Origin of the sequence: Endozoicomonas sp. ALD068, assembly GCF_049310145.1 — a bacterium.
Taxonomy (GTDB): Bacteria; Pseudomonadota; Gammaproteobacteria; order Pseudomonadales; family Endozoicomonadaceae; genus Endozoicomonas_A.
Genome location: NZ_JBLYNU010000004.1, coordinates 1724752 through 1741165 on the forward strand (window position 1 = coordinate 1724752; position 16414 = coordinate 1741165).

A 16414-nucleotide genomic window follows, 5' to 3' on the forward strand; every position below is an offset into this window, starting at 1 on the left:
CTACTGGGAGGTGAAGACGATGAATTTGTTAAAACGGATTAAAGGGTTTGTAGCCAGTCTGATAGGGCTGACTTTTTGTTGTCTGTTGATTGAGCAGTTGGTTTACCTGGTTTTGGTTCCGGGCTATGGCTGGAAGCTTTTGGGGTCTCCGGTTCTTTGGGGCCTGTTTTCTGTTGGGTGCTTTTTTCTGCTTTGGCAGTTTAACCGGGAGTTCTCTGAAAAAATCGCTTCACAGCCAGCCAGTGAGGGTTGGCAGTTAAAGGGAGAAACCAATCCGACAACCGGCTTGCCTATGGCAGGTGGAATTGATGTGGGAGGAACACCTTATGGAGGACGGCCGGAGTCGGGTTTTATCAAGTTCGATAGCTTCTGACTTGCATCTCGATGTGTTCTCGATAATTTACTTGGTGGCTCCCGGTAGAGGCCTTTATCCTGTCTGCCGAAAACCCTAAGGTTGTTGTCTGACTGGCGCTGCTGAATCTCACTCCCGACATTGCTACCGATATGTTCAGGAGGCATAGTCGTATCAAGGTAGTTGCCTTCCATCGGGAGTAATGATTGTCCCCTTAACCATTTTTCAATTGAATGTTCATAATGTTTTAGTTCTGGCTGATAAAGCCGGTTCATTTCTCCGATCAGTGTCAGTGCCGCATCAGTATGTTGTGGGTTATCTGCAGCGTGGGTCAGATGATTAAAGGCGTGCTGACCTAAAACTGCACTTTGATCTCCCCAGCCTCGGCTGATTTCAGCAATGGATTGCCCTAAACGATGACGTCGGTCTTCTGGATCAGAGCTTCGTTCATATTTTGGATCACGGTCTTTGACCAGTGACGCAAATGTTGCGGCCTGATTATCTGTCAGGCCGTGGGATGCAGCTCGATCAAAAGCCTGATTGTATGTCAGCTGCATTCCCGAGCCCGATGTAGAAGGGGCGGTACCGTAGGCACTGTTTTTTAAGAGGCTTGTGATATAAGGCTTGTTCCGACCTGAATGCAGATACCGACTTTCGATAGATTGGTTGGACTGGTCATAATCTTTAGCCAGTGGCCGGAGAGCATCGTGCAATTGCAGTTCGGCAGATGATTGAAGATTTGCCACTTGTAAGGTTTTTGGTTCTGGTAGCTGGCTGGACTCTGATATGTGTTGTTTAACCTTATCGTCGTTTAGGCTTTCTGGTTGATTCAGAGCTTTGTTGATAGTGGCTGCAATATTGTTACCACTTCTTTGTTGTGAAACCAATGATTGATTGTATTCAGGGCTGTGCTTCTCAGTAGCTGAGCTCATAATGTCGGACTTCTGTAAAGCCTCACCCAATCTGCTCAAATCTGCCTCGCTGGAACCGCTCAGATAGGTTGAAACCAGCGCCGCTGCCAGTGTTTCTGATGGGCTAGCAAACTGATCATTGAATCTTTGAACATTGCGATTAACCTGCTGTTGGAACTCAGGATCAAAGGGTTTCGATTGCAGTATGTCCATGGCCGATTCTGAGGCAGCTATGCGGTTAGCCCAGATTGCGGGTCCACACTTCAAAGCTTGCCCCAGTTGTTGTTGTAACTGATTGGCCTGTTCAAAACTTTTCTTGCTACTAAGACTTTCCTGAGCCATTTTCTGATAGGACAGGTCATCACTCATGCCCAGTTCTTTCATCCAGCTTTGGGAATGGCTTTGAGTGGCATCCATTGAAAGAGCTTTCTGGAGATGAGAACTCCAGTTTTTTGAGAAGCTTTCTTTGTTCAGGTATGTGACCGCATTCTGGAATGCATCAGTTATTACATCGCGGTTTATTCCTGACCACTGCTTTTTATAATTACCAGCTACGCCAAATAAACTACCAAGCAAACTGCCGGTTGAGATTCCACCTCCGGCTTCAAGTACTTTTGTCGTGGCCATATCCTTGGCTGTCTGGGAACCCAGACCAAATTGCTTTTGCAGGTCTCTCGCCAAATCATCCCGCATCTGAGCCACCTGGCTTTCCCCTGTGCTCAGGCTGCTGCTGAATTGACGTAGCTCCCGGCTATCCACTGTATTTCCGTAACGTTGCTGAATCGCATGACCAGTCGCCTGACTGAACGCCATCCCGGAAGATTTCCGTGCCGCATCTTTGGATTGTACGAGATTGGATAGATGACTACTGGCTGATAATGCCGGAACCACTTGATCAATTTGCCCACGAGTCGCTCCCTGCTGCGGTCCGATATTCCAGCCAGCTTGCTGGTTAATAGCAGACCCCGGCATCATAATATCTGGGGCAGAGACCTTCTCATTAATAAAATCACCACTTTGCATCCTGCCCGCAAGATGGGTGGCGGTGATCGCGCTGCCATAAAGCAACATCAGAACCAATGCTGGCGTAGACGCGGCCATCAGTCCACCAACACCCAACCAATATTCCAGAATCGGTCCCGACTCCATGATACCGGTGAAGCTGGTGATCGGGGCCGACAATGCAGCCATAGCGCCCTGAGAAACCAGAGTAATATAGAGATTATTGATCGCCAGCACTGGCATCCAAAGCTGGACCCATAACAACAGCATCAGATATTTAAAGGCCAGCCGCACGCCAAACAATCCAACGCAAACCAGCAATCCCATCAGGGGAGTCACGGCGAACACAAACCCTTCAATATACGCCATCATTGCCCGCATGCTGCTCAGAAAAAGATGTTGTTCTCCTGCCCATTGAGTATTGCGTTGCAGAATGGCTTGCTGAGTCATAATGGCAGCTTGTGGCTGTTGCATATCCTGCAATTTTTCGATGGTGGCATCGTGATAAATAGGAAGAAGAGCAGAGGCCATCAGAAAATTACGGCTGGATTCTGCACCCTGGCTTAATGACTGTAATGCAGCACCCAAAGATAAATTCCTGTCAGGAGAGGCACTGTCTCTTTGGAGTTCTCGATCAAACCAGCCCGTCATTCTGGGTTTCAACCAGGTGAATGCCTCTGTGCAGGTCACATTGGTAGGTTGCCCATTCCTGTAAATCAGAGTACCGAATACTTCAGAGGGAAATTCCAGTGCCGCAAGAACGTCACTGTTATTGAATACTTCATGCAACGTTTTGAAATTCAGATCAATGCCAATGAGCGTGCACTCCTTGATGTAGTTTCGCCATGACTGAGCCAGTGTCGGATGGTTCTGAAACTGATTCATGGCTTTGCTGCGGGCTTCCATCATTCTGGTCAGACTGGACAGGTAGCCGTTATGGGTAAGTTTTGCGGCATCGACACTATGAAAGGTTTGTTCAAAAGTTTCCGTCAGTTTCCAGGTAATCGTGGACAGCATACTGGCTGTCAGGGCGATACCAAACGGCACATTATCGACCTTGCGATTGGTGTCGGTATAAACATCATATATATCCACGTTGATACCCTTGTAACTCCTGCCTGCCGTGGGTAAACCAAATAAAGCGGAGTAGATCAGAAGACTGAGAAGCAAGTGCTGGAATGCTGGAAACTTTCCTGCCATTAGCCCCTGTAGAGCCAGATAAAACACGCCAATAGTGAATCCAATCTTGATGGTCATCAGGAACTCAGGATCGTTGACGATCATTACGAGACCATTCAGGACTGTGTAGAGAAAACTCGCATCACCAATGGAATAGATGGTCTCAATCAACGCTCTTGGCCTTCTGATAGCGTTGATAGTGATTGGGTTCCAGCTGAAGTCTCTGATATCGCTTCTGTTCGGCTACCGCCAGCATATGGCGATAGTCTTGTATCAGTTCTCCAAACCGGCCATAGCGTTCTCCCAGCCTTTGTAGCTCCTGATGCAACTGGGTTTTGGAAGATTTCAGTGTGTCCTGAAGTTGTTGGGCAAAGGGATGATAGTCACCTTCCATATTCACCAGCGACACGGTGATATGGTGTAGATCTTCCATAAACTGATGCACCATGTAGAAAGCAATATGTGGCGCAGCCTGAGTAATAAATAGCTTGGCTAACTGAACGTCGGCAGCCGTCAGATTTCGGATCATGGCTCCGATGCCTGCGGGTAAATTCTGAAGCAGTGCTGGAGCTGAAACACCGTTAACCGTCAGCAGGGAATCTTTTGCATTGCGATGCCAGTGATCTGCCAGAGCATTCAGCAATTGAGTCAAATGCTCAGATAATCCCGACAGTTTTTGCTTATCCATCAATGTCATAGACAAGCAAGCTGAATGGTTATGACAACGATACAGACTTACCTTATCAGAGCCATAAATCAGGTCCTCCACTTTCAACTGATTACCCACATAGCTAAACAATCGTGGCTGAGTATCTCCGGATTCCATGGAAACAATGATGGTTCCTGTCAGGCTCATAACTGCTTCACGGTACTCATTGCCGGTAATAGCAGAGGACTTTTTCAGTGCATTCCAAACCAGATTACCCAGCATCTTTTCCTGATCCTGCGGACTGGCCGATTGCCGCCAGGCTTTGACCGGATCACGGTTGGATAATCCCGTGCCGGTAAACGACTGAAAGGTGTCAGCCACATTGGCGCGACTTATATTCAGTGACGCATCGGTCTGAAATTTTTTCATAGCCGCAGGCATTGGCATACTGTTCACTAAACCCTGTCCCATCTGGCAGGAGTTTGAGAAGAGACTGTTCAGGTGCATGATTTTTTCCTGCAAGGCCTCGATATGCTGATAGGCCTTTTCATTCATGGCGCTGATGGCCAGTCCCAGTAAATATCCTGAAGCATTACCGGCGATATCCCGAATCAACTTGTTGAACTGTTCGCTGTTGATGAAAGAAAAAGAGCCGCCATAGAGGTCAATTCCGCCACAACCAGCCGAAAATTCCGGAGGTACAATCCCCGTCAAGTTGGTTTCATTGATGCGATTTCGGGCATGAAAGGCACCCCCTGAAATGACACCACGACGCTGGGTTTGGTATGCCGCCGGATCGGAACTGCTGGACAGGGTGTTCAGCATTTTGTTCAGTTCCTGCTGCAGTGAGATGGCGTCAACCGGAACCAGGCAGGAGAACACCAACAGATAAAACAGAATCAGGTTCCTGACCTGACTATGATGGGTCAGTGCTTTCTGAAGCTTCATCAGTTTGATGCACGGATTTTTGATATTGAATGTACTTCCTCCGCAAGGGCAGGAAGTGATCAACACAGTCAGATAAGCCTTTGGATATAGCCCTGGTCCAGACTCTGACCGGTTCACGGGACTCTTCACGCTCCCATTGTCCTGTCAGCCATAACTGGTCACATCGTTGAACCAGTAAGTCAAAGTCTTTCAGCAAATTAATATAGATTTGGGCATGAGGCGTCGTACAGGAAATCTCAACGGTTTTTGGGTAGCTGTATTCTACGGAGGTGCTGTCATTGCATAGAGTTGGCAACTCTTCGATGGCATTTTTCAAATCGGCATCGAGTTGCTCTAATAATTGAATAATCTTCTGCACAGCACTTTCAGCCATGTTTTGCAGAGTCTCATTCTCCTTGTATACCACTTCCAGCATAAACAACATGTTTTTCAACCTGAAATCCATCCAGATACTCATTCTTTGTGCCTGGTTAGTCTGCAAAAGACATTCAGCAACAATGGCTGGTTGGGATCGTTTTTGATTGTTTGACATGATTGAGACTGCTAATCAGAGAAGAATTTAAAACAAAGGCTACCGCACGTCTCCGACCTTAGGAGCATTTGGCAAAAGTATTTCCAACAGGCAAAGGAGCAGCCTGCTTTTTTTGATAAGCAAAAAGCACAGAAAAGATCAGAGTGGCTGAAGCCGTCAGGCGGAAACAGTCTTCTGAATCAGTGACCTTGCTGTTGGTATTAAAGGAGTTGAATCAGTAATAAAACGAAACAGCTGCTTCCAATCCGAACAGCAAAAGGGAGGTGGCTTTTGAGACAAGATTAAGATCGTCATGATACAACTCCTGAGAGCAGCTCATGCCGAAGTCACAAATTGACTGTCAGAACGACAACCGAGTGGCTTTGACATAATGGCAGTAACAGGAAACCAGATTGAATCAGTTGAATTTCCTGTCGTTAAAATCAGCTACTTCTTAGGCCAAGCACCTGATCAGTATTGGAGTATAGAAGATTTGATAATCTATCAAGACAAAATTGAAAGTTATTTCTTAATAATCAATATTGCTTCTTATAACCTGTTTTTAAGACGGCAGTGACTGAGTATCTGGTTAACACTTATGAAAGGATCAGGGAAATCTGTTTACCGGTGAAGCGGGAAGGGAGGTATTGATGGTACCCTTTGGCGATAGCTGCTTCGACAATATCTGGCAGACGGTGAACACCAAATTTTGTCTTGAGAGCACTGATACGACCTCTGACTGCAGATTCAGAGATGTTAAGAATCCTCGCAATCTCTTTTGTTTTTTTATCGCAGAGCAATAAAAAAAGAACTTCGGTTTGAGAGTCTGGCAGATCTTCCGGACACTGACGCAGAATGGAGATATCAGACTTCCCCGTGAAATAGTTATAAAGCCGCTGCAAACCCATTACTCCATTTTTCCAATGCTCGAGCACATCCCGCCCCTGATGTAAGGTGCCAACGATTTCTGCTTCATGGTGCTTTGCATGAGAACTGCTGATGACCTCATTTTCCAATAGGAAAATGGGCGTCTTTCTGAAAATATAAACGAACCATTCATCCTTATTTCCAGGGTGTATATCCAGTACTTCAATAGTACTGCGGGTTTGCAGGCAGTGTTCGTTCTGTTCGATAAAATTGCCTGCGCAGACGTCATAACAGGCTGCGGGAGGTTCGGTCATATGACGACCTTCAAAATCATAACTCTTATTAAGACCCACCACCTTGTTAAGATTTTTGTTGGCAAAGGCAAATCGATTGTGGATGTCCATTATGTCCCAGACGTCCTGAGGGTGGTATTCCATTAAAGAACGATAGTGCAATATTACAGAACGAGCCTTATCCATAACAGAATGACTGTCTTCTCGGGTGATTGATGAAAAAATCTGTTTATTGTTTTGAGGAAGATGGTCAAACACACGGTCGCCTATGTAACGAGACTGGGCAGCATGATCCGGTCACTATCCAAGTGCTCAGGCGGGCATACAAACATGAATACCAGGTCAGATGTAGCCATAAGCTGGTGTGCGGTTCCGGCATCTATGGTGAAGTTGTCTCCCGTAGATACTTTGCGGGACAGTGTCTCGCCAATCTGACCGTCATCGTCTACTACTGCGGTAAAAATAATGCCTTCGCCGGAAAGGATAGAATAGACCTCCTCTCCATCGGTGTGGTAGTGGCAACCTACTTTATGGCCTTCTTTGATTTCTGCACAGAACAGGCAGAAATTCTTACCAGAGGAGAGCGGAGCAATAGCAATTCCGACATTTTCATCGGTTTTTGCCTGGCTCAGGGCTTCTTTGATATTTATAATCGTCTTCACAGTATTTCTCACTCGACTGAATTTTTATTCGTAGGTCAAAGCATTGTTTAAGAACCGAAAAAGACAAGTTAATGAAGTCGTCGTTATTAAAATGATTTGAAATCGAAAATAGTTGGATTAATAACCGTTTAATACAGTAAAAATTACAGGTCAGCTTTTTGAAATGCTGATTTATACTTCGAACGATTTGTTTTTAATGCGAGGTCATTGTTGTTATTTCGAAATAAGTTTTCTTCCAGAACCCCATCAATCGTATTTGAGAAGCTAGTCTGTTAATTTCGATATTTCATTATTCAAGAGCAGTATCGTAAAGCAGTAAGAGACAGAGTGCCCTGCCTAAAGAACACCCTGTCGACGCTCACCACAGGGGGTGAACCGGCTTCTCAACCAGCCCCTGCCATTATGTCAAAGTCACAGGCTGACTATGAAACCGTTGGTTATTATAGTCAGTTCTGCGACTTGGGCCTAAATACTTTTATGGAGTATTTATGTTCAGGTATCTCCTGCGGACAGCCTTTGCCTTAAAGGCTGCCGGTCTGGATCTTCTGTTCCTCCAATACCTTTCGAAGCCTGTTCTCCAGCTGATCGTCCGATCGAGACTATTTCGAAGTTTATACCCGGTTTTTCAGTAACCGCTGTGCAACCTGCTGTTGTCTGACGGCAGCAGATACTTTCATTTCGGCACAGCGATTTGCTTTGTTTTCCAACCATGGAAGCCAAAAAAGAAAAAGCCCGGTCATAGAACCGGGCTTCCTGTAGCAATGTCTGTTGTGTCAGTGCAGGACCATACATTGCCTGTTCTCTTTCTAGTTGAGATTGGCGTGTCTGGCAAGGTTTCTTGTCATGAACAAGTTGTCTGACGTTCCGGTTGATCCGACCGGGTATCTTCAGGAAAAAAAGCTGGATTTTGCGTTATTGAGTTCTCTGATTGGATTAAGAGTTGGGCGGGACTGGTGGTATGGTGATTGCCTTGAGTACCCGCTTATAAACGTTCGTGGTCAGGTAACAGGATGTGAGCGAATCTATCCGCGAGGGTTGTTGCACAAACATTGTCCGGATCGCTTTGCAGTCAAAGACAACAAGAAAGTTACCAGGGGAACGAAAGTTTCTCAGAGTTTTACCTTAGTGGGAATTTCTCATACAGAGCTGCCAAAGTATCATGGCTGTCTAAGAATGGTTGGCGGTATGGCTGATGCGATCAATGTCTACCTGGCCACTGGTAAACCTGTGGTTTGTATAGTCGGCGAAAACAATGCCCGGTCAATTGCTGCACAATTGACTAATAAATGGCCGCACCTTGCCCGTAACCTTATCATTGCTTTGGATCATGATTTGCCGGGAATAATGGCGTGTCATCGTGCCGGTTTTCGGTGGGTGATACCGCAAAGATACGGAGAAGACTGGAGCGACGTAAGGCTGGATGCAGGTTTCCAGGGCTTAAGACGACAGCTGCAGTGGGTGAAGAAACCAATACACGCTATCAATTTAAAATCTGTGCCCGTAGCTGCTGTCGAAATGGCAAAGGATAATTTCTGTGGTGACTATCAAAGTGCCCTTAAGCTTCTTGCCAAAGCTAATAATGAGCAATCTGCGGGAACACTGGCAAAAGCCATTGTCAGTCGCTTTCATCAAAAGGTTCCAGCCCAGTGTGACGAACACGATTTTATTCAGAAGATTCAGGCCGCTAATCCCTGTCTTTTCCATCCTGACACACTGAACCAGCTTAAACGGCAGTTAAGCGGCTACTGTTACAGGCAGCAACAGGCTATTCAGAGTGGGTGTGGATTAAGCTCTGGTAAACGAAAGTCACTAGGAGAGTCCTATCACCCGGTATCAGCAATTACGCCCCAAACCGTTTCTTTAGAAAAAGGTCGGATAACTCTTGTCAAAGCCCCTTATGGATCAGGTAAAACAAAACTGATGTCGGCACTCTCTCAATCTGCTGTGCAGAAGGGTGAGCGGATTTTAGCTATTACGCATCTGGTTTCCCTGGCTCATGAACTGGCAAAACGACTGGGGCTGGAGAGTTATCTGGATACCCATGAATTCTGCATGGCAACTGTCAACCGGCTAGTGACGTGCATTAACAGCCTGTGTGCCCCGAATGTCAGCCGATTTCTGGAAACAGGAAAGACCGATATTTTGCTGCTGGATGAATTTTCGCAACATATCTCTGTGCTGGGGACCAGTCCTCATATCAAAGACCCTTCAGTTCTTGCACGTTACCTGGATTTAATTGAACAAACGCCTACCGTCGTTATCTGTGATGCCGACTTGTCCTCTTATCATTTAGGGTTGTTGCAGGAGTGGTTTCCTGAGAGGGAAATACATTTTTACGAGATGCCGTATTCTCGGGATGTAATGCTGTCCTGCCAGTTTGCTACTGGCAAAACTCAGGCTAAATCGGTCATCGATCAGCAGCTACTGCCCTCTGTCGCTCAGGGCAGAAAAATAGCGATTGCTACAGACAGCCGAGTGTATGCAGGCAAACTGGAAAAAATCATCCGAAAACAGTACCCAGACATTTCAATGTTGCTGTTTCATGGAAAAAATCGTAATGAGCCTGATCAGATGGCCTTTCAGAAAAACTTTGATCAGGAAGCTCAGCGATACCAGGTCATCATCTATACGCCCGCCATTGAGTCAGGTGTTTCGATTCAGACGCCGTTCGATCAGGTGTTTGGTTTTTCCCATAATGTTGTTTTGCCGACGAAGTTTGTGCAAATGCTCCGGAGGTTCAGGTCTGCCCAACAGTTTACTATGGTTGCCGATCTGATTCCGGGTAAAAAGGATAATGAGGACTGGCTGGCCAGAGTCCGGGCATTGCAGTATGCCGAGCGCTATGTACGCAACACTGATGGCATAACAGTGGGGGAATACGATGGATTTTGTGAAGCAGAACGTAGCCGACAGGTGAAGCTCAGGGCATTGGGCGGCAATGGTCTTTTTTATCTGATGCAGAACCGAGGATTTGCTATTGAGTATTACCAAGGTAAACAACAATCAGAATCGTTTGATTTGTGCTGGAAAGCCACTGAAGAGGAGGTGGAAAAAGAGGAGAGGGCAGCGATACAACAGTCGCCTATCGTCTCTGCAAGCCAGTACGATGAGCTGTCTCATAAAGTCGAACCAAGGCTACAGGAAATATGCAGTTGTGAACGCTATCGAATCTGTGAAGAGTTGGGTATTGAGCCGGTAGCTCTGAAAGGTGAGGATATTGAGTTCTGGAAGAAGGTTGGGCTGACACGACTCAGGCGATTTATGCAGTTCCCATTGCCGGATGGTAGCCATTACCGGCCAGAGCCTGATCAGGAAAGCACTTCCATTTGTCATCGACGATTTGAATCCATTGGCGTTGATGTTTATCGAGAGCTTTTGAAGCCATTATTTCCCAACTGGGATTACCAGCAATCATGGGGGGAGAAAGAAGCAGAGCAGGTGGTGGATAGAGTTGAGGCTTACCATAATGAGTATCCTTTCATGCTGAACCAGCTCAAGCTGATACCGGATTCTGTGATTTTGAACACTTCGGAAGGGGCAAGATTTCAGCGCCCAAAATCGGCCTGCAATTTCGTCAATCGATTGTTGAGAATGGCTGGGTTGGTCATCAATAGTCAGCAGGTGCGAACTGGTGAAATGCTTGCCGATACTGGACAGGGGAAGAGGGTCAGGCGTTATAGTATCAATTTGGAGTCATTGGCTTGTATGCGTGGTTATGCTCGATCCAGGGCGGTTTACAAGCAAATTGGGCTGTCACACACTGGTGTGGGTAGTATGAAAAGAGGGCAATGTGTGACAGCTTGTAAGCATCAGCATCAAGTAACGGCTTGCGAGACATTTCACATTGCAACAGAGTCCCAGCAACCTGAAAAAACGGATTGTCCAGATGTACTGAGCACCCCGTCAGGAAATATGGAGAAATCAAACATCAACTTAGAATACAGTCGGGAAATAACCTGAATGCGTACATCACAGTCACATCCTCTAATCATTGAATGACTCATTTTTCGGGATCAAACCTGCATGCTGTCGAGCGACATAAAGGCTTTGAAAAGCTTCCGGTGGTTCCGGTTGCGCTATTCCAGATCAGGCTCCCTGGATCACCTACGTAAGTTGATTTCTGAAAGCAGTTCTTCACCACCTTGCAGGTTGCGGATATTTTTCGCTGTAGTGTAGTGGTCAAGTAAAAACGGACACAACCTGACTGGCAGTCTTTCTTCTGCAAACAATGCAGGAGATGCGAAGCATGAATCAACCGACAAACCCCTTTACCCGACTCACCCCCGAACAGTGGCTGCGGATTATTGACCAGCAAATGGCTAGCGGTTGAGCCAGAAAGCTTTTTGCCAAACTCAAAACATCAGCCCGGCTAACTTCACAAACTAGAAACGTAAACTCAAGAGCGAGGCCTTCGGTGCGTGACTTGAAGGTTTATAAAGCCTGGCCTTCAAAGGAAAAACTAACGTGAAATAGCAGTGTTTCAACAGCCTGGTGCGCACACTAACGAACTGTACAGAGCTGCAGGAAACCATGGGAGGCCTGAAAGTCAGAAGGGAAGGCTACTACTGGTACTGGATGATCCATCTCTGCCACTGCAAAACAATCTCAGCGAGAGCCAGATCAGTGTCGGTACACTAAGCGAATTCCAGGTAGCTTCAAAGCATTTCCTCCAGGCATTGGTTTACATATCAGCAGTCGCTTTGCAAAGTGAGGTATTCCAATTAGTCTTGGTGCACTGAGCGAGAGCTTTAATGTCATTGTAATGAGAAAGAGGTTCGCTGAACCTGAGAAAGAATATTTTCCCCGAAGCTGCAGCGAAACCTGTTTCGAAAATTAGCCGCTGTTCCGGACAGCGAGTCTCGCCCTGAAGGTATCCTTTTCTGGTGGCGCATTCACAAACGTCGCGTATTCAAAACATTGTCGAATGTCGTCGGCTCCATCTGAAATATTGACAATGTCGGATCGTTGATCTGTCTGATACAGACAAAACCACCTGATTCATTGGCGGCTATCACGCATAGCAGCCGAATAGCAGATTCTGTGTTCAGCAAATGGTATTGTTACAATGCCTGTTCGATTATAAGGCGGTACTGACATTGGTCGGGTGTCATGATTGCATTTGTACAGGAATTGCGAATGATTCAGGCTTTCTTTTTGGGGGGCTTGAAAACCACTACAACCCTTAAAGTCAAGGCAAAAAAAAGCCACTACCGGAGTGGCTGGATATTTTACAGTACTCTACCTGGCAAAAGGATTTCATGCGTCTCACAGAAAACCCACTTTAACAACGGATGATAGAAAAGATGTCAGCTTTTACCAAAAAAATAATTGCATTTTTTTAGAACAAATAATGCTTAAGCTGGCATCAGTTGATGCGAACTTTTTAGCTGTATCAGTTGTTGACCTTAGAACAAAACGCAGTCAGAACTATCGGTTCATCAATGGCCCTCTGAAATATTGGTATCAACCTTGAGTCAGATTCAGGGCAGACTATTTATAATTACCACATCCAACTGATATCAAGATGGAAGGGAGATGTCACAAATCTCAGAAGAGAGGCGAGACATATTCCTTCCGGGCAAAGGAGGCTTCTTATCAACCTCAAGCAATTAGATCAGCAGTGCAGTCGGCATTTCTATTTCAGGGATATCATTTGCTGCGGTGAAACCTTTATGCGAGAGGCGATAGACAACCTCCCGTTACAGCAGGCTAGTTGGGAAGCTGTATCAGACCTCGCCCAAAATATTCTCGATCCGGTAGTTGATAAATTTGGCTCACTTCAGCTTACCTACGGCTTTTGTAGCCATAAACTGGGACTGGCAATAGCGAAAAACGAGTTCCCACGAATCGCTCCAAAACTTGATCAGCACGCTGCCTACGAACTGAACACAAAGGGCAAGCGAATTTGTGAACGTGGTGGTTTGGCCTGTGACTTTATTGTCCCCGAAACTTCATCGTCAGAGCTGGCTGCATGGGTGGTAAATCATTGTCTGTTCGACCGACTTTATTACTACGGACAAGATCTGCCTATTCACGTCAGTTACTCCATTAATCCCAGTGGCGAAGTATGTTGGATGACGGGATCTAGGTTTGGCAGGCGTCAGCCTCGACGCTACACTGTTGAGGACTTTTTGCAGCAACTGACCGATCATGAGTCCTGAACAATACCACGAATATGTTGATGGCTTATCCATTGGGAAAAAGTTGCCCAAAGCCGTGTATCTTCACAAATCTGCTCTGCAAGGTATTGAAGAACAACTTAAAGAGTACGCCCTAATACAAGTTGTCACCGTGGGACTCAAGGAGCAGGACTGGGATATCCTCAAATTTCATCGTGACGGATTCAGGCTGACACTACTCAGCTATCCTGCATTTTTTTCTGATGCATACCCTGCCTTACACAAAAGCATCAGCATTGATCTGGCTAAACAGCAATGCAAACAAACCTGTTATCAGAAAACAGATAACCCGCCAATACTGCACCGTAAAGAGTTAATGGTGCAGAGCAACTCACCGCACTACGAAGATTTTTGCCTGATTACCCAGGAGGGGGAGCTGGCTGGTTTGTATGAAAACAGCCGGGCCATTGGCTTCAAACGATCCTGGGAAAGTTTACTGGAAAGTAAAGGCTATACGCTGGTAGATGGAAGATTGTTTCGCTCCGCCGCCGTTGACTCGTCGGAAGTACACACCATTGACAGACATAAAACGGCTCTATCAAGGAACGACCTATCGACTCCGATGAGGTCACTGGCAAATCACGGCTATCTGGATGGCCGATTTTCAGTATTTGATTACGGATGTGGGCATTCTGATGATTTGCGGGAGCTGGAAGCACACGGAATCACAGCCCAGGGGTGGGATCCTAACTGGCGTCCAGAGGGCAGCAAGGTCAATGCAGATTTGGTCAACCTTGGCTTTGTGATTAATGTCATCGAAGATATTGAAGAACGGGTTGATGCACTGCTTGGCGCATGGCGGCTTACCGATAAACTTCTGGTCATCGCAGCCATGCTGGGCACTGAGGCTCATGTTAGCAAGTTTAAAGCCTACAAAGACGGGGTGATCACTTCACGAAACACCTTTCAGAAATACTACAGTCAGCCAGAGCTTCAGAGCTTTATTGAGCAGGTGTTGGAAGAGGAGCCGATAGCAGTCGGCCCTGGCGTATTCTATGTGTTCAAAGACAAAGAGGAAGAACAACTATACCTTGCCAACAAAGGTCGACGCCGACAGCGATGGCGGCAATTGTCTCAGAAAACGGTACGAGTCCCAAAAGTTCAGCAAGTTCTGGAGAAGCATTCTGAGTTGGTTCAGTCGTTTTGGGAAAGGTGTCTTGAGCTTGGCCGACTTCCCGCACTTGAAGAACTTGATGCCAGAGATAAGATAAAAAGGTGCCTGGGTTCACCCAAACAGTCTTTTAAACTGGCTTGCCTGAAATACGACCAAAATGACTTCCTCCGTTCAGAACAGCAAAGGAAAGAGGAGTTGCTGATCTATTTTGCCCTGCAACTCTTTAGCAAACGCCGCCCCTACAAAAGTATGCCGGAACAGCTAAAAAGGGATATCAAAGTGTTCTTTGGAAATTACCGCTCGGCTACAGAGGAATCCAAAAACCTGCTTTTCTCCCTTGCTCAGCCCGATCTGATCAATCAGAAATGTGAAGAAGCTCACCAGTCGCTGCCAGCCAGTATTTTGAATGGCAGACATTCTCTGATTATGCACACCCGTTTTATTGACCAGCTTCCCATAGAGTTACAGCTCTACATTGGTTGTGCGACTCAGCTTTACGGGGAGATAGAGGGGGTAGACCTGATAAAAATCCATATCCGTTCAGGTAAGCTGTCGTTGATGGTTTACGACGGCTTTGAAACTCAGCCATTACCTATGCTGCGAGAACGGGTCAAGGTCAATATGCGGGCAGGGCGGATAGAGTTCTTTGACTATGGCTATGGTGACTATGAACCGCAGCCGTTGTATTGGAAGTCAAAATTGATTGATGACAGTTTTTCGGATTACAGTAAGCAGCTGTCGTTTGATCGTCGGCTGCAGGAGATGAAGTTGCTTGATGAGAGCAAGAACTTTGGTCCAACTATGGATGAGTTGACCAGAGTACTCAAGGGCATTCATTGTTTTGAAGTGAGGGGGTATCGTTTTTTCAGGGTGAACGGTTGAGGTTTGTCTTGATGCGAAAAATACGATTCTTATAGTGTTGAACAGGGTGTTTTACAAAATCTTTGGTGAGCAAGATCAGGAATTTTATTTGCGAGCTCTTGAGCTCCAAGCGGTTGGTAATGCTCTTGAAATCACTCTCGCCATTGGTCTCATCAAGAGCCAAGTCTAAAAACCGGGCGAGTTCAGAAAGTACTGTTGAATGCTGGCTTGAAATGTTTGTAAGCGAAGCATTGAGTAGCCTGCGGGCGGTGTAGGCTGTTGAGTTAAGCTCGGCAGCTATTGTGCGAAACGGAGTGTTATTAGCCATGAGCTTAAGAAGAAGGTACTCCTCCTCCGGTAGCCTTTCGCTCAGCTCATCACAGAGATTTGAAACAGTGCGTGAGAGTGGGCGATGTTTTGCTGAAGATAAACCAGTTTTTCCTGTGGTTTCATTAGGGTGATTTAGGCGGTCATCTTCGATAGGGCTCTTCATACTAACTCAGTTACTCCCGGGTACAGGGAGAATTGCTCCCCCCCCCTTCTTTAAGTGATATAAGAATTTACTATCAAACTCTCTGTGTTTTAGTAGTTTATGTCCCAAGAACGAAGAGAACTTAGGAATATCCATTTGGGTTGATGGGTCTGTAGCAATAACTTCCAAAATCTCGCCTGCCTTCATTTTTCTGACAGCATTATGAAGCATCATGACGGGCACTGGACAGTTTAGCCCCTGTGTATCAAGTGTGTGATCTATTTGATAGTTTTCTGCAAGTTCTGGTAGGGCCATTTTATATTACTCATAGGTCTTAGACTGTTTGTGATAATCTTACTATTTTCACTTCCAGTGTATAGTTGTACAATATATTTTTTACATACAGACGCCAGC

General features: G+C 46.1%; 11 protein-coding genes. 4 read left to right on the top strand and 7 right to left on the bottom strand.

Annotated elements, in window-relative coordinates:
* Positions 1–19 precede the first annotated feature (19 nt).
* The gene (locus ACO6V5_RS06160) at positions 20–373 is read left to right on the top strand and encodes a hypothetical protein (RefSeq protein WP_422410214.1); all 354 of its coding nucleotides are present in this window, start codon (positions 20–22) and stop codon (positions 371–373) included.
* Here the strand turns inward: ACO6V5_RS06160 and ACO6V5_RS06165 are convergent.
* From ACO6V5_RS06165 to ACO6V5_RS06185, 5 genes are all read right to left on the bottom strand, one after another.
* Positions 325–3615, bottom strand: a complete 3291-nt coding sequence (locus tag ACO6V5_RS06165; RefSeq protein ID WP_422410212.1) for a conjugal transfer protein TraG N-terminal domain-containing protein — start codon at positions 3613–3615, stop codon at positions 325–327. The two genes, ACO6V5_RS06160 and ACO6V5_RS06165, sit on opposite strands and share 49 nt — an antisense overlap.
* On the bottom strand, positions 3608–5041 hold the full coding sequence (locus ACO6V5_RS06170; RefSeq protein WP_422410210.1) for a conjugal transfer protein TraH: 1434 nt from the start codon (positions 5039–5041) through the stop codon (positions 3608–3610). The genes ACO6V5_RS06165 and ACO6V5_RS06170 overlap by 8 nt, the downstream gene beginning before the upstream one ends.
* A complete protein-coding gene (locus ACO6V5_RS06175) occupies positions 5010–5573 on the bottom strand; it encodes a hypothetical protein (RefSeq protein ID WP_422410208.1) in 564 nt (187 codons plus the stop codon). Before ACO6V5_RS06175 ends, ACO6V5_RS06170 begins: the two co-directional genes overlap by 32 nt.
* A 575-nt stretch (positions 5574–6148) precedes the next feature.
* On the bottom strand, positions 6149–6898 hold the full coding sequence (locus ACO6V5_RS06180) for a helix-turn-helix transcriptional regulator (protein WP_422410206.1): 750 nt from the start codon (positions 6896–6898) through the stop codon (positions 6149–6151).
* An 80-nt stretch (positions 6899–6978) separates the two neighbouring features.
* Positions 6979–7374, bottom strand: coding sequence for a cupin domain-containing protein (locus ACO6V5_RS06185; RefSeq protein WP_422410204.1), 396 nt, complete (start codon positions 7372–7374; stop codon positions 6979–6981).
* A gap of 843 nt (positions 7375–8217) precedes the next feature.
* Between ACO6V5_RS06185 and ACO6V5_RS06190 the strand changes: the two genes are divergently transcribed.
* The 3 genes from ACO6V5_RS06190 to ACO6V5_RS06200 all read left to right on the top strand — a co-directional run bounded on the left by ACO6V5_RS06190 (position 8218) and on the right by ACO6V5_RS06200 (position 15549).
* Positions 8218–11334, top strand: coding sequence for a plasmid replication protein, CyRepA1 family (locus ACO6V5_RS06190; protein ID WP_422410202.1), 3117 nt, complete (start codon positions 8218–8220; stop codon positions 11332–11334).
* Between the two features lie 1712 nt (positions 11335–13046).
* The gene (locus ACO6V5_RS06195) at positions 13047–13535 is read left to right on the top strand and encodes a hypothetical protein (protein ID WP_422410200.1); all 489 of its coding nucleotides are present in this window, start codon (positions 13047–13049) and stop codon (positions 13533–13535) included.
* A complete protein-coding gene (locus ACO6V5_RS06200) occupies positions 13525–15549 on the top strand; it encodes a DNA phosphorothioation-associated putative methyltransferase (protein ID WP_422410198.1) in 2025 nt (674 codons plus the stop codon). The genes ACO6V5_RS06195 and ACO6V5_RS06200 overlap by 11 nt, the downstream gene beginning before the upstream one ends.
* On the opposite strand, the gene ACO6V5_RS06205 is transcribed toward ACO6V5_RS06200, so the two are convergent.
* Together ACO6V5_RS06205 and tusA are read right to left on the bottom strand one after the other, a co-directional pair.
* Positions 15533–16021 (bottom strand): hypothetical protein, encoded by a 489-nt coding sequence (locus ACO6V5_RS06205; RefSeq protein ID WP_422410196.1) that lies wholly within the window; start codon positions 16019–16021, stop codon positions 15533–15535. The genes ACO6V5_RS06200 and ACO6V5_RS06205 overlap by 17 nt on opposite strands.
* A 6-nt stretch (positions 16022–16027) precedes the next feature.
* Entirely contained in the window at positions 16028–16315 is a 288-nt protein-coding gene (gene tusA / locus ACO6V5_RS06210) for a sulfurtransferase TusA (RefSeq protein WP_422410194.1), read from the bottom strand.
* Positions 16316–16414: the final 99 nt, after the last annotated feature.